Raw genomic sequence first — 21,235 nt, 5'->3', positions numbered from 1 at the left:
TCTGTGGCTCAGCGCTTGGCATCCCACAGTGGCTGCAGGATCGCGCCGGGGTTCTTCAGTATCTCGGGCCGCCGCGCCATGGTCGCTTCGACAAAGGCGGGAGGCAATGAATTCGGGGTGGCGTTCTGGCGGCCGATGCCGGTGGCGGTCAGGTGGCCGGGACGGTCGCCCATTTCCATCCATGGGCGCCATGAACAGACATTGGTAAAACTCACCTCGCTCGTCACCCTCGTGGCACCGGGGCGGATCAGGTCGTGTCGCTTGGCATGGAACGTGTTGCTTTCCGAATAGCGGAACGCCCTGGGCGCGCCGGGGAAAGTCATCGCCGTGCGCGAACGTTCGGTCACCCACACATCATCGCCGCGCACGTCGAACGGCAGCACGTCATGCTCCATCTGCAGCCCCGGAATTTCGCGCGCGATATGGAACGAAAGATCCTTGCCGAAGCGGATTTTCGAAGGCTGCATGCCGCCGGTCGGCACCTTGCAGCTCTTTCCGATATAGGGATTGTCCCAAGTATCCAAGGCCTTGCCGGTAACGGGATCCGTAAACCAGGCGAGTTCGAAACTCACCGCCTCGTACCCGTCGGCCACTTGCCGGAACCGTGACCATACCGCCGAGACGACCGCGAACAGCGGGTCCATCCGATCTTCCACCACGCCATAATACCGCGCCGAAACCCAGCTGGTGATCAGTCCCTCGTCCAGCGCGCCGCGCATCATGATGAAGGCGCGCAGACGCCCCTCGGCGCTGGTCACGTCCAGCTTCCCGCCCGCCTTCGCACCCTTGGCCATGGCAGGCAGACCCGAGGCGATCATCGCTCCGGTAACGGAAAGGCCGGTCATGAGATTGCGGCGATCGATCATATGGTCCTCATGCTGGGTCTGGTGTCGATGGAAGGGTGTGGCGCACTGCCATGCCCGACCATGCCAACGGGCGGATTATCCGAAGCGCGGACAGCCAGCAAAGCGCATCTTCGATCTGCAGCCCGCAGTTGCCCTTTTGCCTGCGAGAGTTCCGCCAGAGTTGCCACTTTGCCCCCGCTCTGCCTCAAAGAGTTGGAAACGCGAGCATGACCCAATCAACACATTGAAATATCATTTTTTTCCATGTCCGGAAACCTCCGGAGGGACATCACGGGCATATTTGCCGAAGGTATCGACCACGCCCGCATCCGGCCCATCTGTCGGGTCGGTCAAAAGGTCAGGCCGATCCTTCACCACGCGGTCCAGCACCACGCGGGGGATATCGTCATGCGTCCCGGTAATCTTGTAGGAGTGCATCCGGCCCATCAGCACGCCATCGACGCCCGATTGCCCCATCTTCATCCACGGCCACCACGGCCCCTGCCGCATGAAGCCACCGTGATAGCGGGCGGATTCGACTGAGCGATCGTCGATCTCGGCCCGCGGGGTATATAAAACAAAGTGTTCCGAAGGGTTTACCATGCGACCGGACGAGGCCTTGGGCCAGCCTTCGGGCGTTACCGGGTTGACGTATTCGTGAGCATAGTCCCACCCGAGCAGATACTGGTCGCCGATCGCCTGCCAAGGCAGCCGGAAAGGTTCGGCATCACTGCCACCCTTGGCATCGTTGTTCACCGTCTTGCTGCCGTTGACCTCATAGACCTTGCGGGTGAGGCCAAGCGTGCCGCGGAACTTGTCGTTGAGGAAGGGCCAGGTCTCCACCTTCTCTCCAGTCCACGGATTATCCCACGTATCCAGTATCTTGCCGCTGGCAAGATCGACGAAGTAGCCGCATTCCTTGCCCATGACCTTCACGCTGCCATCAGGCTGGATCGCGTTGCGGATGTTGGCAAAGCCATAGAACCCGAACAGCGGCGTGGCGCGCTTCTTGCCGACGACGGCATATTGCACGCCCTGATAGGCGCTGATCACCGGCCTGGCGCCGATGGTGCCCCACATCTTGGCAAAGCCATAGAGGTTCTCGCGCGGATCGTTCACGTCGAGCGCGCGGATCGGCCCCTTGCCAGCAGCGGCCAGCGAAGGCGTTGCTGCAAGGGCAACGCCCGCGCCCATGCCGCCCAGCAGGCCTCGGCGGGTGACTGCACCGGTCTGAATGCCCGTCATCGTATCGATCAACATGTCACTTCACCGCCGAACATGCATACCAGGAACCGAGCAGGGTGCGCCCATCGGGATCGCCTGCCGTGAAAAAGTCCGCCCGATCAGGCTTCAGGAAGAAAGTGCCCTTGCGATAGCCCGCCTCCACGTCCTCGCGCGCGAAGCCGGCGTTCTCGGCCACGGCCACCCAGTCCGTCCGCGCCAGCGAGGTCATGAACGGTTCGTTGTTGTAGTGGCTTTCGAAATCGCAGCGCATCTGGTCCCACAGCGAAAGATGTTCGTGCCGGGGCGGTACGTCGACATGGCACATCACCCCGCCGGGTCGGAGCAGACGGAAACACTCCTTCATGATCGCGCGCATCCCCTTGGCCGAGGTTTCGTGCATCAGGGCCGAGGACGTGACGAGATCGAACGAGCCATCGGCAAAGTCGGTGGATTCGGCGTTCTGCTGGCTGAAATGAATGGCAACGCCCATCGCCTCGGCGCGGGCATGGCCATAGCGCAGCATCGGCGCGCCGACGTCGATCGCGTGAATTTCCGCGTTCGGGAAGGCTTGGGCAATGGCGACGGTGGAATGGCCGACCGAGCAGCCGAGATCGAGAATGCGCCTCACTTCAAGGTCTGGGTAGAAATCATGGACGTGGCTGGCCAGCGTGTGACCGCGCCCGTCATTCTTCCAGCCGCCGTTGAGATTGCGCAGGTATGTCGAGGCGAAGCGATCGTAGAGCGCCCCTGCGCGAAAGTCCTTGTCTGCCGTATCGACAGTGTAGCTACCCGGCATCCGGTGGTGGTCAATGGCCGAGATGTAGCGCGGGATCTCGATATCCGGGTTCAGGCGCAGCGAGCCTTTGGGCGCGGCGACCTGTTCATCGACCTTGGCCGCCAGTTCATCGAACTGCCGGTCGATCGCGCCATCAAGCACCTGCCAGATGCGATCCTGATAGAACAGCGAGAGCGTCAGCCAGAGCTGGTGCAGCGGGTGCGCTTCCAGCGCCTGGCGCACCTGCGCGCTGGACTTCGGTGCCGTGCCGGTCTTTGCGGTAACCTGCGGCACGATCACTTCATCGAGCAGGCGACGGTCGAGCGGATCGAGGTTGCGGTTGGTCCACATCCGCATGCTGAGGAAGTGGTCTTCCATCGCCTGTTCATCGTGGGTGGCCTGCGGCATGACCGCGTGGCCGAAGTGCTGGTGGTTCATCTCGGACATGGGGACCTGCTCCTTGACTTCAGTCTGCGGCGACGCGGGCGACTTCGCCCTCGTAAGCCTGCTGTTCCGCCAGCGCTTCGGGCAGGAGGCGGTCACGCGCCACGCCCAGCACTCGGTCGTAGATGGCCTGCCGATATGCCCCGCGATGGGCACGCACTTCGGCATCGGGGTTGAAGACATCGACATCAGCCGGGCCGTGCAGCCCCGCTGCCTTGAGCAGCCGTTCATTGGCATCAAGCCGGTCCTTCAGCACGACGACTTCGCCCAGCAGGGCGAGGACCATCCCGGCGAGTGCATCGGTCGTCTGATCGCCGAAGACGACGGGCTGGCTGCCCTTGGGAAAGACCTTGCGGTCAAGGTTCATGCGTTCAGGCATCACATTGCTCCGGAAGATGGAAGCGGAAGACGTGGCCGGTGCGGGCAACGATGTCCTTCTTGTCGAGGTCAGGCCCATGGGCCTCTTCGGTCAGGGCGTCCTTGGCCTTGAGGTCATAGCCGGTCTGACTGGAGAGGAGCACGACAAGGTCGGTGCCGTCCTCGATCGCAAAGGGAAATTCGTGCCAGGTGCCAAGGTGCATGACGAACCCGGCGCTGCCATCGAAGCGGAAGGCGCGGACCTGCGAAAGATCTGGCAGAGCGTTATCGCAAGGCGGTGCCATCACCGCGATGAACGGCTTGCCTGCCAGTGGCAGGAAGGCCTGGGTGTGCTGGAAGTGCCGCTCCATGTAGCGCACCTCGCCGGGGCGGCGGTCCATGTGGGCAACCGTGATCTCGACCGGGTGATCGCACGAAAAGCGCGCCGGGTAGCTCATCTTCACGGCGCCCTTGTAGAAATCGACCGAGACCGGCTCTACGCCGCCCACGCGGCCGATGACCTGCCCGAAGGGCGCTAGCGCCTCGGGCGTCGCCTCCTCGATGGTCAACTCCATGATTTGTGGTGCAGTTTGCATGTGATTCCGGCCGGTGGGATTGCCGGGGATCATGCTTGAGCCTTTCCGATCCCCACATGCCGCGATGCGTCTGTCCGCAGGCCGGATAGACCGCGCCGCCGGTTTCGCCGCAGAGCAGGGCGTGGCAAGAGAGCGGCGATGAATTTGACGTGGGGCGCAATGGCAATGACCGATCTTCTCGACTCCCTGAGGCAGGCACTGGGCGCCGATGCGGTGGAGACCGGAACGGATCGGCTGCGCTATTTCGCCAACGATGTTTACCGGACCGGCGGTTTGCCGCTGGCGGCGGTGCGGCCAGCCACGGTCGAGGCCATGCAGGAAGCGGTGCGGCTGTGCAGCGCAGCGGGCGTGGCCATGGTCCCGCGCGGCGGCGGCGCATCCTACACCGATGGTTACATCCGGCCCGAAGGCGGGCACGTGCTGATCGATGCGGGCGCGCTTGACGACATCGCGATCGACGAGGCCAACGCCGTCGTTTCCGTGGGAGCAGGTGTAACCTGGGCCAATCTCAAGAATGCGCTGGATGCCAAGGGGCTCCGCACGCCATTCTGGGGGCCGTTCTCCGGCCTTGTCGCCACTGTTGGCGGATCGATGAGCCAGAATACCCTCAGCCACGGCAGCACCGCGCACGGCATTTCCGCGCAATCGGTGATCGGGTTTGACGTGGTGCTGGCCGATGGCAGCCTGCTGACGACCAATGCCTGCGACGCCATGCGCTGGTACGGGCCGGACCTGACCGGCCTGTTCACCGGCGATTGCGGCGTGTTCGGGATCAAGGCGCGCATTCGCATGCCGTTGTTGCCGGTGCTGAAGGATGCCGAGGCGGTCTCTTTTGCATTCGACAGCTTTGCCGATTACCATGCGGGCGTGCGTTTGGCGCAGATCGCGAAGCTGGACGACAGCCACTTCGGCCTGGATCTTGCCCTGTCGCAGGGGCAGATCGCGCGGCAGGAAGGCGTGGGCGCGCGGCTGAAGATCGCGCTGCAGGTGATGCAGAAGGCGCCGAACAAGCTGAAAGGCCTCGCCACGCTGGTGAAGATGGCGATTGCCGGCGAAAACCCGATGCGCGCCGGGCAATACATGTGCCACTTCATTGTCGAAGGCTTCGATGCCGAAGACGCCGCGCACAAGGCCAGGCAACTGCGCCGCGTGGTGAGCCAGCACGGTCGCGAGATTGCCAATACCGTGCCGACGTTCGTGCGATCGGTCCCGTTCGCGCCGCTGTTCAACATCCTCGGCCCCGGTGGCGAGCGCTGGGTGCCGATCCACGGCGTCCTGGCGCATGACCGGGCGGTGCCGTTCAACGATGCGTTCCAGGCGCTTCTGGCAGAGCGCAAGGCCGACATGGAGCGGCTGGGCGTGTGGACCGGCACGATGTTCTCGCCCGTCGGGCCTTCGGGCTTCCTTTACGAAATCGCGCTCTACTGGCCCGATGCGCGGACGAGCTATCACCTGACCACGCTGGATTCCGATTACATCAAGGGGCTCAAGGACTTTCCCGCCAACCCGGAAGCCAAGGCCTATGCCGACGATCTCAAGGAAGCGATCGTTGCCCTGTTCCAGCATTTTGGCGCAGGCCATTTCCAGATCGGGCGCGCATATCCCTACCAGTCGCGCCTGTCGGAGCGGGCAAGAAGCTTGCTTGGCGCGGTGAAGCGCGAATTGGACCCCAAGGGTTTGATGAATCCGGGTGCGCTAGGACTCTGAGCGATACCGCCCCAGCGAGGCGATCAGGACCACGACCAGCGCCAGTACGACCGCCGATCCAAGCAGCGCCGCGTCGTACCCGCCCAGCGCGTCGTAGGCTTGGCCGAACAGCATCGGACCAAGGCCGGCACCGAGGCAGAACACGCCGAGAACTCCGCCATACGTCGCGCCGTAGTTGGCGAGCGCGGCGTAGCGGCCGGTGAAGTAGGCCAGCATGTCGACCTCGGCCCCGGCGGCAAGGCCGAGCATGAGTGCGGCGATCACCACTGGCTCGCCTCCGTAGAGCAGCAGCGCCGCGACGACTGGCGACAGCAGGAACAGCGCGGCAACGTAGGGCGCATGGAAACGGTCGAAAAGGTAGCCCACGACCAGACGCGCCACCAGCACGGCAACGCCGACGCCAGCGGCCACTTGCGCCGCATCAGCCGCCGCCATGCCGCGATCGACCAGCATCGGCACGAGATGCACGATCAACCCGGCCACGATCAGGCCGAGCAGGAAGGCAATCAGCAGGAGCATCAGCGTCTGCCGGTTGGCCTCGAAGCGGCCCCTGGTGCGGGTGCCGGGTGCGGGCCGGTCTGCCGTGCCGACAAGCAGGCTGGCGGGCAGGCCGATCATGAGCGTTGCGCCTGCCATGACCATGACCGCCGTGCGCCAGCCGCTCGTGGCGAAGACCGGACCGAGCAGTGCCGGCGCGAGGATCGCTGCCGTGCCGGTACCCATCAGCATCAGGCCGAGCGCCAGTCCGCGCGCATGATCGAAGCGCAGCGAGACGATCCGGGCCCAGATCGCCGGCGTGGTGCCTGCGCCTGCCAGCGAGACGAGCAGCCACAGCGCGTCCCATGCCACAACCGAATTGCCGGTACGCGACAGGGCAAGCAGCGCGAGCGGAGTGGCGATGAAGCTGGCGAGCGCTATCGGCCTTGCGCCCCAGCGATCCGCCAGCCAGCCGACGAGCGGCGCGGAGAGAAAAATGCCGAACTGCTGGAACGTCGCCGCGCCTGACACCGCCGCACGGCTCCACCCGAATTCCGCCTGCAGCGGCTTCACGAAGAGGCCGAGCGAGTAGAACCCGATGCCCATCGTGCCCACGCCGATGGCCAGCGCAGCGGCGAGGACCAGCGGCCATCCCCGGCCAAGTTCTGCCTTCGCTTCGGGCGTCAATCCATGGGCCATTGCAGTTCCTCGAAGGCACGAAAACCCCCGCGCGGCACAAACCACGCGGGGGCAGATTGAGCAACGGTTGAGAGGGCGCTGCTCAGGACAAGGTTACTCCGGCTTCTTCACCGGAAAGGGCATGGCGGGTGCAGGAGCCTTGGGCGGGCTCCAGCCTGCCGGAACTGGCGCGGGCTTCTGCTCGCGCGCGTAGTTCTCAAGGCTCGACAGCGATGGGCCGTAATCCTCGGTCGGTGCGTGGAGCCACTTCTCGTCCATGGCGCGGGCCGCGGCGACGAGATCGGCTGGCAGGCCCTTTTCGCCTTCGGGAATGGTCTGGAAGTGGGTGAAGTAGCTGACGTGGCCTTCAGCCTGCCCCATCAGCATCCATGGCAGCCACGGGGTGATGCGGCTCCATGCGCCGATGTGCGGGATGTGCGTCAGATAGGGATTCTCGACGTCTTCCTGCTTCACCACGTAGATGAAGTGTTCCGAAACGCGGTTCATCACGCCCGAGCTTTCGCGCACCCACTTGTCGGGCTGGAGCGCGTTGGGATACTGCATGTCGATCCCGGTGTGCAGCAGCATCGTGCCGTTGGGACCGTATTCCCAGTCCTGCAGGAACGGGATTTTCTTCGGCTCGCTTTTCTGCAACCCGCCATAGGACGGCGCTTCGGGCTGGAATTCGCTGATCGTGAAGTTGAACGGATCGTTGGCGATCGGCACAACCTTCACGCGTTCACCGGTATAGGGGTTGTCCCATTCGGTCATGATCTGCTTGGTCACCGGATCGCGATAGAACACCACTTCGCGCAGCATGCGCCGATAGGACCCGTCTTCGAGCCGCTTTGTGCGAACGAAGCTGAAGCCTTCGACGTCGAACAGCGTGCGCACCTTCTCGTTCGGGCGCACGCCATAGGCCTTGCCCTTGATCCAGCCGCACTTTTCCTTGGTCGGATCGATGTCGGCATCGAGGCGAGCATACGTGTCGCGCGTCCACTTCGGGTCCTTGAAATCGATCTTGGTGATGAAATCGACCTTGGGCTTGCCCTTGGCCTTTTTCGCCGCAGCCGATGCCGTGGCGGGCAAAGCCACCATGCCGGCCATCAGGGCAGCAAAGCCCATGCTTTCGCGACGGGAAAAATTCTGGTCGTCCATCGGTACCCATTCCTTGGCGTTCGGGGATTCTGTATGGTCGAATTTGCCTTGAATCAAAACGGCTGCATGATCGCCTCCTATGCTATCCGCCACGCGGACAGCACTTTGGGGCAGGCCTTGCCCGATGGGGCCTAAACGCCTCATGCATGGCCTGCGCAAGTGCGAAGCGGAGTCGCTCAGATGCTCAATACGTTCCAGCAGGCCGATCATCCCGCCCTGCCCAAGGCCACAGCCGACGAAGCCGCAAGGCAGGAGTTCACCAAGAGCTTCAAGGGCTTCATCCAGTCCACCCTGCTGCCCGGACTGACCCCGATCTACCAGACGCGCGTCGCCCGCAAGTTCGAGAAGGACCATGGCCGCGCGCCCGCCGATCGCCGTGATATTCGCAGCGGCATGGTCGGCGACATCTATTTCCAGCACTATGCCGCCGCCAACCGCATCGCGCAGGAACTGCTGTGGGAATCGGTCAACGGCTCTGTCGATCGGCAGCTTCCCGAACTGATCGCGCAGGCCAAGGCGCTCTCGGCCTCGACCAAGGCCCAGCTGGTCATCCCCGAAGGCTTCACCCCGCCGCGCTATGTCACCGCGCTCGATATCCACTGCATGCCCGGCGGCTATTGCAGCGAGGTGTGCGAGGACGACGTCTCGGTCGGCGCGCTCTACGATCGCGGGGTCTATCTCTATTCGATGGGCTACACCGGCCCGAACAATGACGACATGGGCCGCTCGGTGGTGAACTACATCAAGCGCCACATGCCCGACTTCAAGCCCCGTCGCATTCTCGACATGGGTTGCACGGTCGGCCACTCCACCCTGCCCTACAAGGAACTGTTCCCCGAAGCGGAAGTGTGGGGCATCGATGTTGGCGGGCCCTGCGTGCGCTATGCCCATGCCCGCGCCGCTGGGTTTGGGCTGGAGGTCAACTACGCGCAGATGAGCGCGGAGGAAACCACCTTCCCCGATGCACACTTCGATCTCGTCGTCAGCCACATCCTGCTGCACGAAACCAGCGGCAAGGCCATGCCGAAGATCTTTGCCGAAGCGCACCGCGTCCTCGCCCCCGGTGGCCTCATGATCCACGCTGACCTGCCCCCGTTCGACCTGATGGACCCCTTCACCCAGTTCATTCTCGACAACGAGACCTGGTACAACAACGAGCCGTTCTGGGGCGCGATGCGCGACATGGACCAGATCGCGCTGGCCGAAAAGGCCGGGTTCAATCGTGCCGACGTGAAGTTCGATACCGCGCCGATGGCGGTGATGGAGTTCGCCGCCGCCGCCGAAGGCTACAGCCAGGAAGCGAGCGAGGCGGTGGCCGAGCGCGAGTTTACTGCGGGCGAATTTGCGCCGGGCGGCGGCTGGGAAGTGCTGATCGCGCGCAAGCCCCTCGCCCAGAAGATCGCGGCATGACTGGAGCCGAAGCCATGAGTGAAGAACGACCCCACGTCATCCGCCACGCGCGCGGAAAGCGCCCGGAATTCTATGAAACGCCGGGTTTGGATCACGTCATCTCGATGGTCATGGTGTTGGCCAACGAAGTCTCGGTGCTGCGTGACCGGATGGATAGCGCAGAACGCGTTTCCAAGGCGCACGGCATCGATCTTGCTGCCGGCATTGAGACGCTCGAGCTTGACCAGACCGCGCTGGAGGAGCGCGAGGAGCGTCGTCAGGACTTCCTGCGCCGCCTGTTCTACCTCCAGCTGAAAGACGCCGACGAAGCCGCACAGGCGCAGACCGCAGACGGCTTCAACGCCACGATCGCGGAAATTGCGCTGCAGGATTGAGCGGGGTGAGCCCCATATCTCCCAACACATCAGCGTCGCCCCGGGCCTGACCCGGGTCATGCCCGGGGCGACGAGGAGAATCGGCTAACGAAGCCCTCAATTCACCCGGTAGAACCTGATCCGCACCGACTTCAGGCTGGCATCGCCCGGTACTAGCGAGCCGATGAACGTCTCGCGGTTCAGCCAATCGTACTTGCCGTTCGGCGCCTCGAACACGGCATGGGTGCGCACCGGGCCAGGCTTGCCTTGTCCATCGCGGCAGGCGACTGCAGTGTTGACGATGTTGATCACCACGCCGTCATCGGTTTTGATGAAGTAATCGGCCTTCAGCTGTACGCAGCCATCGGGACGGATCAGCTGCCAGTCCCACCCGCCGGGCATGACCGTTCCCCGAATGGCCGGCCCGCTGAACGTGCCCCCGGTGATCGGAATGATGTTGCGCCCACCCAGCGGGGTCGTGCCCGGCGCGATGCCGGAAGCCAGCATCACCTCTTCCTCGAACACGAATTCCAGCGAAGGATCGGGGGGATTCGGCTTCTCCTCCGCCTGTGCCGTGCCTGTCAGGCCAAGGGCCGTGGCCAACGCCAGCCCTGCAATGCCACGCTTCATGCTCTCTCCCGCCGCAAATCTACTTGCGCAGAAGCATCACCGGCAGGCGGTCTGTCAACATCGCATCGAGCTGCTTTCTTGCAACCTTGTCCGCCCGCCCATGGGCATCGACAAACAGGGTGGAGACGCGCGCCGCATCGGCAAGCCGGTCAAGCTGCTTCGGTCCTGGCAGGTCATAGCGGCAGATCGCCCCGCCGAAGTAGTGGTCCACACCTTCCAGCACGAGGCCGTAGCGATTGCCGCCCGGCGCAGCGGCCTCATATGGCACAAGATGGCCGCGCCAGCCTTCGCCATCGGTCGTCGTGATGCCGGGGACGATGTCCTTGGTACCGGTCTGGATCAGAGCGGGCACGGCAAGCTTGCCATAGCCTTCTGTCGTGCACAGCACAGGGATGGGGGCAGGCGGGCTGAAGGCCAGCACTGCACATGCATTCAGATCGGACAGCGGGTCGCCCCAGCCTTCCGGTGGAATTGCCGCCGCGCCGCCCATTGTCAGCGCGACGAGGCCGCCATACGAATGCCCAGCCGCGATCCAAGGCCGCCTGCCGACGTGGGCAGACAGCGCGCGCATGTCCTCAAGCCGGGCTTTCCAGCTGGCAAGGCCGGGGAAGTCCCTGGTCCGCGGATGCTCGCTGGAATCGACGTGGAGCGGGGCCAGGATGTGGAATCCTGCCGCCAGCCAGGGGCCGAACAGTGCCTCGTAAAAGCGGGGCGAGGATGCCGCGCCGTGACTGAACAGTACCAGCGCCTTGGCCTTCCCACGCGGCTTCCATTCGCTCACCCGGATCTCGCGGCCACCGGGGCCGGTGAGGCCGAACTGGCGTTCGGTGACGGGTTTGGCCGCCATCGCGCCCAGCCGAGCCGAGGCGATGAGCGCCCCGGCTCCAACGAGTAGGCCGCGCCGGCCGACCGAAAATCCTGCCATCAGGGCACCGGCTTCTTGAGGTAGGCGATGATCGAGGCGCGCTCGGCCGCGTTGGGCACGCCGGCAAAGGCCATCGAGGTGCCGGGGATCACCGCCGAGGGACGTGCCAGCCACTTGTCGAGCGTGGCAGGGTTCCACACGATCGCTGCGCCCTTGGCCTTCATCGCCGCCGAATAGCGGAAACCGGGAGCTGTGCCCGCCTTGCGACCGACGACGCCGAACAGGTTCGGGCCGATCTTGTTAGGCGCGCCCTTGGCGACCGAATGGCACGCCACGCATTTGAGAAACGCCCGTTTCCCGGCAGCGGCATCCTGCGCCTGAGCAGGGCTGGCCAGAACGACCGCGGCAACGATTGGGGCAAGAACTTTCAGCATTGCAGGCTTTTCCATGGTTTAGCGGCGCGCGATCAACGTGAACCGTGCGCCTTGAGCCAGGCCTGCGCACGCAGCGCGGCATTGGCGGATATGTCGGCCCAGAACAGGCCGACGTCGTGATAATGCATAGAACCACCGGGCAGCGGCTTGAGGCCGAGCGCGGGCGTGGTCCACACCGTGAGCAGGCCATCGCGGCACTCGGCTGCCACCGCCCCTGTCTTCAACGGTCCCATTGCCCCGAAGCCGGGATCGCCCGTTACTGTTCCCCTGGCCTCGGACGATAGCGAAAGCGGGCGGCGTGTATGAAAGGTTACGGGGTTCACGCAGAGCGGCTTGCCGCCGTTCTTTCCGCCGTTCTCGGCGGCAAAGGCTGCGGCATAGGCCTTGAGCGTAGGGCCATTGTCGCTGCCGGCCAGCACCGAATTCCATTGCACGAAGCACCCGGTCTGCGCTGGGGTATCGCAGAACGGGATACCGGCAAGGCGCGGGGCAAGATCGCCCTCCATCAGGTTGATGCCGATGATGTAGGCCGCGACCATCCGCCCCTGAAGCTTCGTGCCCTTGATCCGCTTCTCCAGCAGCGAAGCAGTATGCGCCCCCCCTTGGCTGTGCCCGGCGATGATGAAAGGACGGCCCTTGTTCTCGTGCGCCAGATACCAGTCGAACGCCCGCTCGACATCGGCATAGGCCAGCGCAAAGGCCTTGTCGCGATTGACTGGGTCCATAAGCGCCTTGCTTGTGGCAGCACGATAGCGCGGCGCAAACACGCGGCAGCACGCGGAAAACGCGCTCGCCTGCCGCTGCACCGCGCTCTCCTCGGTCCATTTGAGCACCGCGGGATCGAGTGGATCGTGGTTCAGATCGGTGGGCGAGCGTGTTGTCGTCGGGTGGATCCAGAACACGTCGACATTGCGCAGGGCCCTGGCGGCACTTGCGCCCTGCGGCAGGCTTTCAACCGTGCTCCAGTAGCGCGCCTGCGCGTAATCGGGCGCAGGCGTATCGGACAGTGCGGGCGCGGCAATCGCGGTCAGCGCTGCTGCAAGTGCCAATCGAAGTTTCATCCCTGCCCCTCGAAGAATACCAGCCGTGCCGCCCACGGCGTCATCACCCAGCCAGCTCGGACCATGCCCCGCGCGCCCCAGTTGACCTCCCGCGCCGCGCCGGTTTCGGCACCGTGATCGTGAGCCCGGCGAAGCACCGCGTCCAGATCGCTCACCGGAAAACATAGCGAAGCGATGCCGCGCCAGCCCGGCCGGTCGCTCCGGAAATCGAGCGGCTCGCATGGGTAATGGATCAGTTCGACCGAACCTTCCATCGCGCCTTGTGCCTGCGCGATCAGGACCGCAACGTCCTTTTCACGCGCAAGGTCAAGCGGCAGGCCCATGACGTTGCGCCCGTCTTCATGGGTCAGTGCCGTATCGACCAGCACTTTCCAGCCGAGCACTTCGGTCATGAAGCGGCGGCCAGCTTCCATGTCGTCGACCACGATAACGGAGTTGAAGGGATTGCTGGCGGGTCCATCGACATGGTCCCATCCCGTGAGCGGGGGAGAAAGTCGCTCGATCATGGCAAAGCAGAGGCCATCTGCATCGCGGGCCAGTGCTTCCAGAACTTCGGTTCCACCCATGGCAAAGCGCGTGACCGGTGCTTCGGCTGCAAAACCGTTGCGACAGAAAGCGGCCAGAAGATCGTCGATCGGTCCCAGTGACCGTAGCGAAACGTCGAAGAATCCGCCCATATCCCACGGCCGCGCGCCCATGCGCCGGACGGGTGGCACAGCTCCCGGCGCCTGCAGCAGGCGCAGCCTTCCGCGTCCGGCCTGTGGCTGGGCCACGGTTATCTCGGTCCACCCGTCCTGCGGCGCGATATCGTGAAGCGCAAGGAAGCCTGCCTCCGGAATGTCGCACCATTCCACGTGAAAGCCCAGCACATCGCAAAGCCGCTGCGCCGTGCCTTCTGCATCGGCGACAATGCAGACGATCTCGTCATAACCGTTATCGAGCGCAGATTGCTTCATGCGGTCCGCTCGAGCACTTCGATCGCGGCGCGTTCAGCACTTTCCATTGCCGATTCCATGCCGAAATCTGTGCGGCGGGTGTGTTCGCCGGCAAAGTGCATGACCTGCCAGGGCTTGATCATGTCCCGAGCGAAGGCGTTGACCTGGCCCGGAGCAAGGCTGAAGCCGCAGCCGCGCTGCAACGGATCGCGCAGCCAGTCCTTCCACGTCGCCACCCGGACCGCGCCTTTCGATGCCGGTCGCAGCCGCGCCAGTTCGCCCAGCAGCATCGCCTCTGCCTCCGCCCGGTCAAGCGCCGAAACAGCTTGCGCCGTTCGCCCGACGAGAACGAACATGCCCCGGTGCGCGCCTTCTCCGGTGTGATTGTCCACCGCCCAGAACATGCCCATCGGCCCGTCGCTGGAGATAGAAGGCGGAAGCCCATCCTCCTTCCAGAACGGTCGTTCGATGGTGACATAGAGCCGCGCCGTGTTGGCATAGGGCATCGTGGTGATCGCCTGGCGCGTCACCGGATTGGCGCTGCCGGTGATTTCCACCTCGCGCAGCATCGAGAAGGGCAGCGTGCAGATCAGGAAGCGGCCCGAAAAGGCAGTGCCATCGGAGCAGGCAATGGTGCCGCCGGTATCGCTGAGGGCAATGCTTACCGCCCGCTTCCCCAGCCGCACCCTGTCCCCCAGCTTCGCCGCCATCGCCAGCGGCAGCGCGCTGCATCCGCCGACGATGTTGTTGATCGCAGCCAGCCCGCCGACATCGCGGTGGTCGTTAGCCTCGCCGAAAGGATGCTCCCGCTTCGGGCCGTTTTCGGCCGTAGCGGCTGCCTCGCCCATGCGCCGCTCGATCCGCGCGCGCACTTCTTCCTGCCACATGCGCAGGACCGAGGTTTCATCAATGCCGATGCCGGGCGCGGAGTACCCGGCAAGCTCCACAGCCTGCGCGCTGTGGCCCTTGCGCCTGAGCAATTCCCGCAAGGAAATGTCATACTCCGCAAAGCGCGGGTCAAGCCAGTCGTCCAGTTCCTGCAGCGGATTGTACTTCGAGCATAGTGCCTGCCCGATCAGGTTGGGCGGGATTTGGCGCTCGTCTCCTTCGCACAGATTGAGCGGATTGCTTCCCCATGTCTTGCCGTCGATCCATTCGCCCGAAAAGTGCGATCCGAACGGCAGCAGATCGCGATCCTCGCTGACGAGCTTGAGCCCATGGCGCTGGCATGCATCGATTACGCGAGCATAGCCGCGGCCCACCTGGCTGGCGCCCACATCGAGCGGACCATCGACGGTCTGCACCGTCTGCACACGCCCACCGACTCGACTGTTCGCGTCCATCACCAGCACCTTGAGGCCCTGCTCTTGCAGGATCTCGGCAGAACGCAGGCCGGACAGCCCGGCACCGATTATCACGACATCGGCCTTCTCCGCAGCAAAGGCCATGCGCGGCAGACCGATGGTGGCCGAGGCAGCAAGCCCGGAGCCGAGGAAATTGCGACGGTTCAGGCTCATTTCCGGGTAATCTCGGTATCGAGCCATGCCCCGAACTGCTCGATCCAGCGGTCCGCCGTCGTGCCGCGCGTGGCCATGCCGAAACCATGGTTGCCGCGCTCATAGAGGTGAACTTCGGGGCGATAGCCGGCGGCAAAGAGCTGTTCATAGAAACTGCGGAAACCGACGCCCACGGCCAGATCGTCCTGCGCCATGGCCAGGAACATCGGCGGCAGTCGCCCCGGCGCAGGGGTGGGCCTGGGCTGGAGCCACGGTTCCTTCGGCGTGCCTTCCGCGTAGGGCAGGTTGGCGGGCGGAATGGCCGGACCGGGCGATCCGAAAGGGAAACCATAGATCAACCCGGCAAAGTCCGGACGGTCGGCCGGATCGTTCGCGAACATCGTCATCCCGGCAACGTGCCCGCCTGCGGAAAAGCCCATGATGCCCACGCGATGCGGATCGACCTTCCACTTTGCGGCGTTGGCCCGGACGATACGCAGCGCCTGCGTCCCGTCCTCCACCCCGGGGATGCCACCGACACCGGGCGCAAGCGTTTCTAGGACGCGTTTGCGCATGGCCTCGTTGCTTTCGCCCGGAGGAGACTGGATCAGCCGGTACTTGAGCACGAATGCCGCCACGCCCCGTGACGCCAGCCAGCGCGCCACGCGCGTGCCTTCATGATTCATGCCGAGCAGGCGGAAGCCGCCCCCCGGTGCAATCACCACGGCGGTTCCAGTCGACCTTGCCGGATCAGGCAGGAACGGCTGCAACGTGGGCACGGTGACGTTCCAGACCGTCTCGCCGCTGTCGCGCCAGTCTTCCTTTACGGGCACCTTGGCCAAGCCTGGCCAACCCTTCATCGAAGGCACGCCATCCGGCCAGACCGGCATTGGCGCGAGTTCTCCCTCCTGCGCCACGGCGGGCGGGCAGAAGAGCAGCATCAGCGCAGCAAGCACAAATCGGATCATTGCGACCTCCAGTTCGAACGGAGTTTGTCCGGACAGCAATGGTGCTTGCATTGTCGCTCGGCAAACTGTCCGACTGGCGGATCATGCCCGACCGGGCCGGTTTGCGAGAGTGAGGTGCGGCGGCTAGAGCCATGCGGAGTCCAAGATTTCAGGAGTATCCCATGCAAGCAAAGGTCGTCCGCCTCACAACCACCGGAGGCCCGGAAGTGATCGAATGGACCACGGTCGACCTTCCCGCCCCTGCTGCGGGTGAAGTCATGGTCGAACACACGGCGGTAGGCCTCAACATGATCGACACATACCACCGCCGCGGGATCTATCCGATGGCGCTGCCCAGCGGGCTCGGCGTGGAAGCGGCAGGCCGCGTGGTGGCCGTGGGCGCGGGCGTCCGCGAACTTGCCGTAGGCGATCGCGTCGCCAGCTTCGGGCCTGATCTTGGCGCCTATGCCACGGCTCGGCTCTACAAGGCCGCCAGCCTGTTCAAGCTGCCGGACGCGATTCCGGACGACATTGCCGCTGCCGCAATCCTCAAGGCCTGTACGGTCGAGTTCCTGGTGGAGCGCTGCGCCCATGTGCAGGCGGGAATGCCCGTGCTGGTCCATGCGGCGGCAGGTGGAGTGGGCTTGTTGCTGGTGCAGTGGCTCAAGCATGTTGGCGCTACGGTCATCGGCACCGTTTCGACGGAGGCCAAGGCCGAAGCCGCGCGCGCGGCAGGTGCCGATCACGTCATCAACTACGCTGCCGATCCGGTCGCACCCAAGGTTCGCGAATTGACCGATGGCGCGGGCGTGCGTGTCACTTTCGACGGTGTCGGCATGGATACGTGGGAGGCGAGCCTCGATTCCACCGGCAAGCGCGGGTTGATCGTGAACTACGGCAATGCCTCGGCCCCGGTTTCAGGGATCAGTCTTGGCGTGCTCGCGCAGAAGGGCTCGCTCTACAACACGCGGCCTATGCTCTATCATTACTATGAAGACCCTGCCGAGCGTGCTGCAGGCGCAGCGCGCGTCTGGGAGCTGATTGCCGACGGCACCCTCGACGTGACGATCGGCCAGACTTACGCACTGAGCGACGTTGCGCAGGCGCACCGCGATCTGGAAGGCCGCAAGACGACGGGTTCGACCGTACTGTCCGTGTGAGGCAGGTTGTGTTGAATGTACACAACCTGAGGGACTTCGCCTGAAGCCTACGAACCGACCTCCACCAGTTCCACCAGTTCCCCCGCCGCGCCCCGCACGGTGCCGCTGCGGCGACCCCGACTGATTGCGCCCGCGCGCACCACGGGCGGCGCGATCCAGTCCACCTTGCAGGAATCGAGGTCCGGCATGGCCAGCGTCACCATGGCATTGCCCGGCGGGAGCATCCCGTCGTGGCAGGGACGCTCGGTCACAGCTGCCGGGTAGTCGTCCACTTCCACCACCGGCATTGCGCCGCTGGCGATCATGGTCAACGTGGTGAGGTGATCGGCAGGCAGTTCGAACGCGCGGTTGATCATGGTATACGGGATGGTGAAGGTTGCGCTCTCCTCGAGCCCCAGCGCATCGACGTACCAGCGCACCGAGGCCGCGCGGTCCTTCGCTGCAAGCACGACGATGAACGCCTTGTCCACGGCGCAAGCGGCGCGGGGCAGGTCGAACCCCGGCATCGTGCCGACAACCTCGTTCAGATAGACCATCTCCCGCCCCGGCCCGAGCACTTGCATCGGGATGAATGCGGGCTCCATGTTGGCGATGGCCCTGGGCGGTCCGATGATCTCGAAGGCGGTGCCGGCGAGCCGTTCGGGCCAGCCGAACACGTCCTGCACGGTCAGCTCGTAAGCGGCCCAGCCATAGGACGTTGTCGGCAGAAAGTCCGGGTGCGAGGGCTGCTCGACAAGTCTGATCCAGAATGGCGCGCCACTTTTCGGGCGCAAAGTGGCGAAGGGCAAGCCCGCGCAGGCAGGCGCCCCCCAGCTCGACGCCAGATCCGCGGCAACCTCACCTTCTTCGCAAAGCTCGAGCCCGAGCACGTCGTGCCAGGCTGCAATGGCGTCGGCCAACACCGGCACCGTGATCGTGCCGCCCAGAATCGTGCCCTTCCCGATCATTGCCCGAAGACCGGCTTGCGCTTATCCACGAAGGCGCGCGTTCCCTCGCGGAAGTCCGGACCCTCGAAGGCCGAGGCAAAAACGCGCAGCGATTCAGCGTCGTCTGCCACCTGTCCGTCCAGCACCTTGCGAACGAAGCCCTTTATCGCCTGTGTCGAAAACGGCGATGCGGCAAGAAGCTGCGCCACCAGCGCGTCCTCGCTCTCGGCCAGCTCCTCGACCAGTCCCACCGCCTTGGCTTCCCCGGCGTCCAGCAACATGCCGGTGTAAAGCATCCGCCTGGCCTGCCCCGGTCCCACCAAGTCGACCAGCAGCTTCACATCGTGCAGCGGATAGACAAGGCCAAGCTTGGCAGGCGTGATGCCCAGCCGCGCCTTCGTCCCCGCCACGCGCATGTCGCAGGCCAGCGCAATGCCGCAGCCCCCGCCCACGCAATCACCCTCGATCATCGCCACTGTCGGCAGGCGAAAGCGGGTAAGTTCGTACTGGGCGCGATTTATGGCCTTCTGGTTTTCGGCCCTCCAGGCGGCATCGTCCTTGTTGGCCAGCAGTTCGGAAATGTCCGCGCCGGCACAGAACGCCCCTCCGTGCGCCGATTTCACCACCAGCACCCGGCACGCCTCATCCGCGGATGCATGTTCGAGCAATTCAGGCAGAAGCTGCCACATCTCGATGGTGAAGGCATTGCGCTTGTCCGCGCGGTCGATCAGCAGGCGCGTGATCGCACCGTCCTTTTCCAGACGCAGCGTCATGCCGGTTGGGCCGCCGCCAGTGCTTGCGCGATCTGGTGGCGCGTTGCCACCCACACGCCTTCATGCTTGCGCACGTGACGGAAGAATTCCTCCAGTGCCCAGATCCGGCCAGGACGGCCGATGATCCGCAAATGCAACCCTAGGCTCATCATCTTGGGGCATCCCTCCAATCCTTCGCGATAGACCTGATCGAAGTTCCGCACGGCATAGGCAAGCCATTGTTCGGGACCAAGCGCGGGGTCGGTCCACATCTTCATGTCGTTGGAATCGAGCTGATAGGGCACGACGGCGATGGGCTTGCCCGGAACGGTCTTGCGGTCCCAGAAGGGCACGTCGCCCGAATAGTCGTCCATCGTATAGGCAAAGCCCTCTTCGATCAGCAACCGCCGGGTGTTCTCGGTGTGGAGATAGCGCGAAAGCCAGCCGTGGGGACGGACGCCGCAGGACTTCTCTATGGAAGTGACGGCGTTGCGGATGAAGGCACGCTCTGCCTCCTCGTCCATGCGGAACTGGTGCACCCAGCGCCAGCCGTGGCTCACCGGTTCGTGGCTCAGTTCGACGATCGCCTCGGCCAGTTCGGGATGCGTCTCGAGGCTCATCGCCGCCACGGTCCAGCTCGCCGCGATCTCGTACTGCCTCAGCAGCTTCACCACGCGCGGCGCGCCTGCCTTCACGCCGTAGAGATAATTGGATTCGTTCGCATGATTGCGCAGCGATCCCTTCACGAACATGCCCAGTTCGTCGACCGGCTCCATCCCCTTGTCACCGCGGACAAGGCTCTGCTCCGAACCTTCCTCGACATTGACCACGACAGACAGTGCCATGACCGCGCCACCCGGCCAGTCCATCCGTTCCTCCCGCAGGGCCATCAGTGCATTTCCTCCCCACCCGAAACGTTGATCGCCTCGCCGGTGACATAGAAAGCATCGTCAGAGGCAAGCCAGGCACAGGCCGCTGCCGTATCCGAAGGCAGGCCGGGGCGGCCCATCGGATTCTTGGCCGCTATGTTGGCCAGATAGGCATCGACGTTTTGGAAGCCGAGCAACTTCGAGAAGTACGCGTTCTGCTCTGCCCCCAGCGCTGTCGTGACATGATTAGGGCAAACGGCGTTCACGGTGATCCCGAGCGCGCCAAGCTCCACCGCGCTGGCGCGCGTCAGGCCGATCATGCCATGCTTGGAGCTGACATAGGCGGCCAGATGCGGAAAGCCGGTCTTGGCCGCCTGACTGGCGATGTTGATGATCCGCCCGCCATTTCCGGCGTTCGCCATCGCACGGGCGGCAGCCTGCGTGCAGTAGAACGCGCCCGAAAGGTTGACGCCGATAACCCTGGCCCAATCGTCTGCCACCACATCAAGCAGCGGCTTCATCATGAAACCGATCCCGGCGTTGTTGACCATCACGTCGATCCCGCCGAACGCGGCGACGGTCTGTTGCACCAGCGCATCGCACTGCGTGGGGTCGGATACGTCACAAGCGATGGCGGCAACTTGCGCGCCACGGCTGCGCAGGTCTGCTGCAACGGCTTGTGCCTCGTCGCCGATCGCCACATCGGACACGACGCAGTTGGCGCCCTCGTCGGCAAAGCGCTGGAGAATGCCCTGCCCCAGTCCCTTCTGCCGCCCAGAGCCGGTGACGACGACGGTCTTTCCGGCAAATCGCGCCATTTCAGAGATCCTCGGTCAGGATAAACTGCGGATTGTCGGCAAATTCACCGAACGCCGCCGCGACCTTCTGGAACTCGGGGTTTGAAATGTCTGCCACGAAGGCATCCATGGCAGGCAGATCGATGATTTCGACATACTGGTATGGCGATGGCGCATCCGTTCCGAACAGGCCGGTGGCCTTGTGCACGGTAAACCGATGGACCGATGCCAGCGCATTCACGCCCGGAATATCCGTCCCGCGCGCCCATGCCTCGTAAGCTTCAGGATCGACACCGGGCTTCAGGTTGAACAGCACGACGATACGCATGGGACTTCTCC

At 64.3% G+C, this 21,235-nt stretch carries 23 protein-coding genes; 4 read left to right on the top strand and 19 right to left on the bottom strand.

Translation table 11 applies throughout. The annotated features are described in order from the left end of the window. Positions 1–8 precede the first annotated feature (8 nt). The 5 genes from IQ25_RS12345 to IQ25_RS12325 form a co-directional block, all read right to left on the bottom strand. On the bottom strand, positions 9–866 hold the full coding sequence (locus tag IQ25_RS12345; protein ID WP_144906223.1) for a DUF1838 family protein: 858 nt from the start codon (positions 864–866) through the stop codon (positions 9–11). A gap of 231 nt (positions 867–1,097) precedes the next feature. Continuing rightward, positions 1,098–2,105, bottom strand: coding sequence for a DUF1838 family protein (locus IQ25_RS12340; protein WP_144906221.1), 1,008 nt, complete (start codon positions 2,103–2,105; stop codon positions 1,098–1,100). Between the two features lies 1 nt (position 2,106). After that, positions 2,107–3,291 (bottom strand): class I SAM-dependent methyltransferase, encoded by a 1,185-nt coding sequence (locus IQ25_RS12335; RefSeq protein WP_144906219.1) that lies wholly within the window; start codon positions 3,289–3,291, stop codon positions 2,107–2,109. Between the two features lie 19 nt (positions 3,292–3,310). Beyond that, positions 3,311–3,667, bottom strand: coding sequence for a hypothetical protein (locus IQ25_RS12330; RefSeq protein ID WP_144906217.1), 357 nt, complete (start codon positions 3,665–3,667; stop codon positions 3,311–3,313). Further along, a complete protein-coding gene (locus tag IQ25_RS12325) occupies positions 3,660–4,220 on the bottom strand; it encodes an ureidoglycolate lyase (protein WP_246415735.1) in 561 nt (186 codons plus the stop codon). The genes IQ25_RS12330 and IQ25_RS12325 overlap by 8 nt, the downstream gene beginning before the upstream one ends. Positions 4,221–4,379: 159 nt before the next feature. On the opposite strand from IQ25_RS12325, the gene IQ25_RS12320 reads away from it, so the two are divergent. Continuing rightward, the gene (locus IQ25_RS12320; protein ID WP_258537022.1) at positions 4,380–5,948 is read left to right on the top strand and encodes an FAD-binding oxidoreductase; all 1,569 of its coding nucleotides are present in this window, start codon (positions 4,380–4,382) and stop codon (positions 5,946–5,948) included. Here IQ25_RS12320 and IQ25_RS12315 read toward each other — a convergent pair. Beyond that, entirely contained in the window at positions 5,937–7,124 is a 1,188-nt protein-coding gene (locus IQ25_RS12315) for an MFS transporter (protein WP_144906213.1), read from the bottom strand. The two genes, IQ25_RS12320 and IQ25_RS12315, sit on opposite strands and share 12 nt — an antisense overlap. Before the next feature lie 93 nt (positions 7,125–7,217). Continuing rightward, positions 7,218–8,261: a DUF1838 family protein gene (locus IQ25_RS12310; RefSeq protein WP_144906211.1), complete on the bottom strand. Its 1,044-nt coding sequence runs from the start codon at positions 8,259–8,261 to the stop codon at positions 7,218–7,220. Between the two features lie 180 nt (positions 8,262–8,441). On the opposite strand from IQ25_RS12310, the gene IQ25_RS12305 reads away from it, so the two are divergent. Together IQ25_RS12305 and IQ25_RS12300 are read left to right on the top strand one after the other, a co-directional pair. Beyond that, positions 8,442–9,671, top strand: a complete 1,230-nt coding sequence (locus IQ25_RS12305) for a class I SAM-dependent methyltransferase (RefSeq protein WP_144906209.1) — start codon at positions 8,442–8,444, stop codon at positions 9,669–9,671. A gap of 14 nt (positions 9,672–9,685) precedes the next feature. Further along, a complete protein-coding gene (locus IQ25_RS12300) occupies positions 9,686–10,045 on the top strand; it encodes a hypothetical protein (RefSeq protein WP_246415737.1) in 360 nt (119 codons plus the stop codon). 96 nt (positions 10,046–10,141) lie between these two features. On the opposite strand, the gene IQ25_RS12295 is transcribed toward IQ25_RS12300, so the two are convergent. From IQ25_RS12295 to IQ25_RS12265, 7 genes are read right to left on the bottom strand one after another with little or no spacing between them, the layout of a single operon-like run. After that, positions 10,142–10,654, bottom strand: a complete 513-nt coding sequence (locus IQ25_RS12295; protein WP_144906205.1) for a DUF3237 domain-containing protein — start codon at positions 10,652–10,654, stop codon at positions 10,142–10,144. 19 nt (positions 10,655–10,673) lie between these two features. Beyond that, on the bottom strand, positions 10,674–11,579 hold the full coding sequence (locus IQ25_RS12290) for an alpha/beta hydrolase family protein (RefSeq protein ID WP_144906203.1): 906 nt from the start codon (positions 11,577–11,579) through the stop codon (positions 10,674–10,676). Then, positions 11,579–11,953 carry a c-type cytochrome gene (locus IQ25_RS12285; protein ID WP_144906201.1) on the bottom strand — a complete coding sequence of 125 codons (375 nt, stop codon included), beginning with the start codon at positions 11,951–11,953 and terminating at the stop codon, positions 11,579–11,581. Before IQ25_RS12285 ends, IQ25_RS12290 begins: the two co-directional genes overlap by 1 nt. 32 nt (positions 11,954–11,985) lie before the next feature. Next, positions 11,986–13,002, bottom strand: coding sequence for a DUF3089 domain-containing protein (locus tag IQ25_RS12280; protein WP_158637741.1), 1,017 nt, complete (start codon positions 13,000–13,002; stop codon positions 11,986–11,988). 8 nt (positions 13,003–13,010) lie between these two features. Then, positions 13,011–13,970: a VOC family protein gene (locus IQ25_RS12275; protein ID WP_144906197.1), complete on the bottom strand. Its 960-nt coding sequence runs from the start codon at positions 13,968–13,970 to the stop codon at positions 13,011–13,013. After that, positions 13,967–15,493 (bottom strand): flavin monoamine oxidase family protein, encoded by a 1,527-nt coding sequence (locus IQ25_RS12270; RefSeq protein ID WP_144906195.1) that lies wholly within the window; start codon positions 15,491–15,493, stop codon positions 13,967–13,969. Before IQ25_RS12270 ends, IQ25_RS12275 begins: the two co-directional genes overlap by 4 nt. Continuing rightward, entirely contained in the window at positions 15,463–16,413 is a 951-nt protein-coding gene (locus tag IQ25_RS12265; protein ID WP_246415739.1) for an alpha/beta hydrolase, read from the bottom strand. The genes IQ25_RS12270 and IQ25_RS12265 overlap by 31 nt, the downstream gene beginning before the upstream one ends. A gap of 161 nt (positions 16,414–16,574) precedes the next feature. On the opposite strand from IQ25_RS12265, the gene IQ25_RS12260 reads away from it, so the two are divergent. After that, entirely contained in the window at positions 16,575–17,552 is a 978-nt protein-coding gene (locus IQ25_RS12260; protein WP_144906191.1) for a quinone oxidoreductase family protein, read from the top strand. A gap of 47 nt (positions 17,553–17,599) precedes the next feature. On the opposite strand, the gene IQ25_RS12255 is transcribed toward IQ25_RS12260, so the two are convergent. From IQ25_RS12255 to IQ25_RS12235, 5 genes are read right to left on the bottom strand one after another with little or no spacing between them, the layout of a single operon-like run. Next, positions 17,600–18,499 (bottom strand): VOC family protein, encoded by a 900-nt coding sequence (locus tag IQ25_RS12255; RefSeq protein ID WP_144906190.1) that lies wholly within the window; start codon positions 18,497–18,499, stop codon positions 17,600–17,602. After that, on the bottom strand, positions 18,496–19,251 hold the full coding sequence (locus IQ25_RS12250; protein WP_144906188.1) for an enoyl-CoA hydratase/isomerase family protein: 756 nt from the start codon (positions 19,249–19,251) through the stop codon (positions 18,496–18,498). The genes IQ25_RS12255 and IQ25_RS12250 overlap by 4 nt, the downstream gene beginning before the upstream one ends. Continuing rightward, on the bottom strand, positions 19,248–20,120 hold the full coding sequence (locus tag IQ25_RS12245; RefSeq protein WP_181447236.1) for a polysaccharide deacetylase family protein: 873 nt from the start codon (positions 20,118–20,120) through the stop codon (positions 19,248–19,250). Before IQ25_RS12245 ends, IQ25_RS12250 begins: the two co-directional genes overlap by 4 nt. Beyond that, the gene (locus IQ25_RS12240; protein ID WP_144906185.1) at positions 20,120–20,917 is read right to left on the bottom strand and encodes an SDR family NAD(P)-dependent oxidoreductase; all 798 of its coding nucleotides are present in this window, start codon (positions 20,915–20,917) and stop codon (positions 20,120–20,122) included. Before IQ25_RS12240 ends, IQ25_RS12245 begins: the two co-directional genes overlap by 1 nt. Position 20,918: 1 nt before the next feature. Next, complete coding sequence (locus IQ25_RS12235) at positions 20,919–21,224, bottom strand: EthD domain-containing protein (RefSeq protein ID WP_144906183.1); 306 nt, start codon at positions 21,222–21,224, stop codon at positions 20,919–20,921. Positions 21,225–21,235: the final 11 nt, after the last annotated feature.

It is taken from the genome of Novosphingobium taihuense, assembly GCF_007830315.1.
Classification (GTDB): Bacteria; Pseudomonadota; Alphaproteobacteria; order Sphingomonadales; family Sphingomonadaceae; genus Novosphingobium; species Novosphingobium taihuense.
Note: the sequence above shows the minus strand (reverse complement) of the source record. Positions and strands in the feature narration are given on the sequence as shown.

Excerpts from the sequence above, each read along its gene's own strand:
- IQ25_RS12345 (WP_144906223.1), bottom strand. The coding sequence starts at position 866 with ATGATCGATCGCCGCAATCTCATGACCGGCCTTTCCGTTACCGGAGCG.
- IQ25_RS12340 (WP_144906221.1), bottom strand. The coding sequence starts at position 2,105 with ATGTTGATCGATACGATGACGGGCATTCAGACCGGTGCAGTCACCCGC.
- IQ25_RS12335 (WP_144906219.1), bottom strand. The coding sequence starts at position 3,291 with ATGTCCGAGATGAACCACCAGCACTTCGGCCACGCGGTCATGCCGCAG.
- IQ25_RS12330 (WP_144906217.1), bottom strand. The coding sequence starts at position 3,667 with ATGCCTGAACGCATGAACCTTGACCGCAAGGTCTTTCCCAAGGGCAGC.
- IQ25_RS12325 (WP_246415735.1), bottom strand. The coding sequence starts at position 4,220 with ATGGAGTTGACCATCGAGGAGGCGACGCCCGAGGCGCTAGCGCCCTTC.
- IQ25_RS12320 (WP_258537022.1), top strand. The coding sequence starts at position 4,380 with ATGAATTTGACGTGGGGCGCAATGGCAATGACCGATCTTCTCGACTCC.
- IQ25_RS12315 (WP_144906213.1), bottom strand. The coding sequence starts at position 7,124 with ATGGCCCATGGATTGACGCCCGAAGCGAAGGCAGAACTTGGCCGGGGA.
- IQ25_RS12310 (WP_144906211.1), bottom strand. The coding sequence starts at position 8,261 with ATGGACGACCAGAATTTTTCCCGTCGCGAAAGCATGGGCTTTGCTGCC.
- IQ25_RS12305 (WP_144906209.1), top strand. The coding sequence starts at position 8,442 with ATGCTCAATACGTTCCAGCAGGCCGATCATCCCGCCCTGCCCAAGGCC.
- IQ25_RS12300 (WP_246415737.1), top strand. The coding sequence starts at position 9,686 with ATGAGTGAAGAACGACCCCACGTCATCCGCCACGCGCGCGGAAAGCGC.
- IQ25_RS12295 (WP_144906205.1), bottom strand. The coding sequence starts at position 10,654 with ATGAAGCGTGGCATTGCAGGGCTGGCGTTGGCCACGGCCCTTGGCCTG.
- IQ25_RS12290 (WP_144906203.1), bottom strand. The coding sequence starts at position 11,579 with ATGGCAGGATTTTCGGTCGGCCGGCGCGGCCTACTCGTTGGAGCCGGG.
- IQ25_RS12285 (WP_144906201.1), bottom strand. The coding sequence starts at position 11,953 with ATGCTGAAAGTTCTTGCCCCAATCGTTGCCGCGGTCGTTCTGGCCAGC.
- IQ25_RS12275 (WP_144906197.1), bottom strand. The coding sequence starts at position 13,970 with ATGAAGCAATCTGCGCTCGATAACGGTTATGACGAGATCGTCTGCATT.
- IQ25_RS12270 (WP_144906195.1), bottom strand. The coding sequence starts at position 15,493 with ATGGCTCGATACCGAGATTACCCGGAAATGAGCCTGAACCGTCGCAAT.
- IQ25_RS12265 (WP_246415739.1), bottom strand. The coding sequence starts at position 16,413 with ATGATCCGATTTGTGCTTGCTGCGCTGATGCTGCTCTTCTGCCCGCCC.
- IQ25_RS12260 (WP_144906191.1), top strand. The coding sequence starts at position 16,575 with ATGCAAGCAAAGGTCGTCCGCCTCACAACCACCGGAGGCCCGGAAGTG.
- IQ25_RS12255 (WP_144906190.1), bottom strand. The coding sequence starts at position 18,499 with ATGATCGGGAAGGGCACGATTCTGGGCGGCACGATCACGGTGCCGGTG.
- IQ25_RS12250 (WP_144906188.1), bottom strand. The coding sequence starts at position 19,251 with ATGACGCTGCGTCTGGAAAAGGACGGTGCGATCACGCGCCTGCTGATC.
- IQ25_RS12245 (WP_181447236.1), bottom strand. The coding sequence starts at position 20,120 with ATGGCCCTGCGGGAGGAACGGATGGACTGGCCGGGTGGCGCGGTCATG.
- IQ25_RS12240 (WP_144906185.1), bottom strand. The coding sequence starts at position 20,917 with ATGGCGCGATTTGCCGGAAAGACCGTCGTCGTCACCGGCTCTGGGCGG.
- IQ25_RS12235 (WP_144906183.1), bottom strand. The coding sequence starts at position 21,224 with ATGCGTATCGTCGTGCTGTTCAACCTGAAGCCCGGTGTCGATCCTGAA.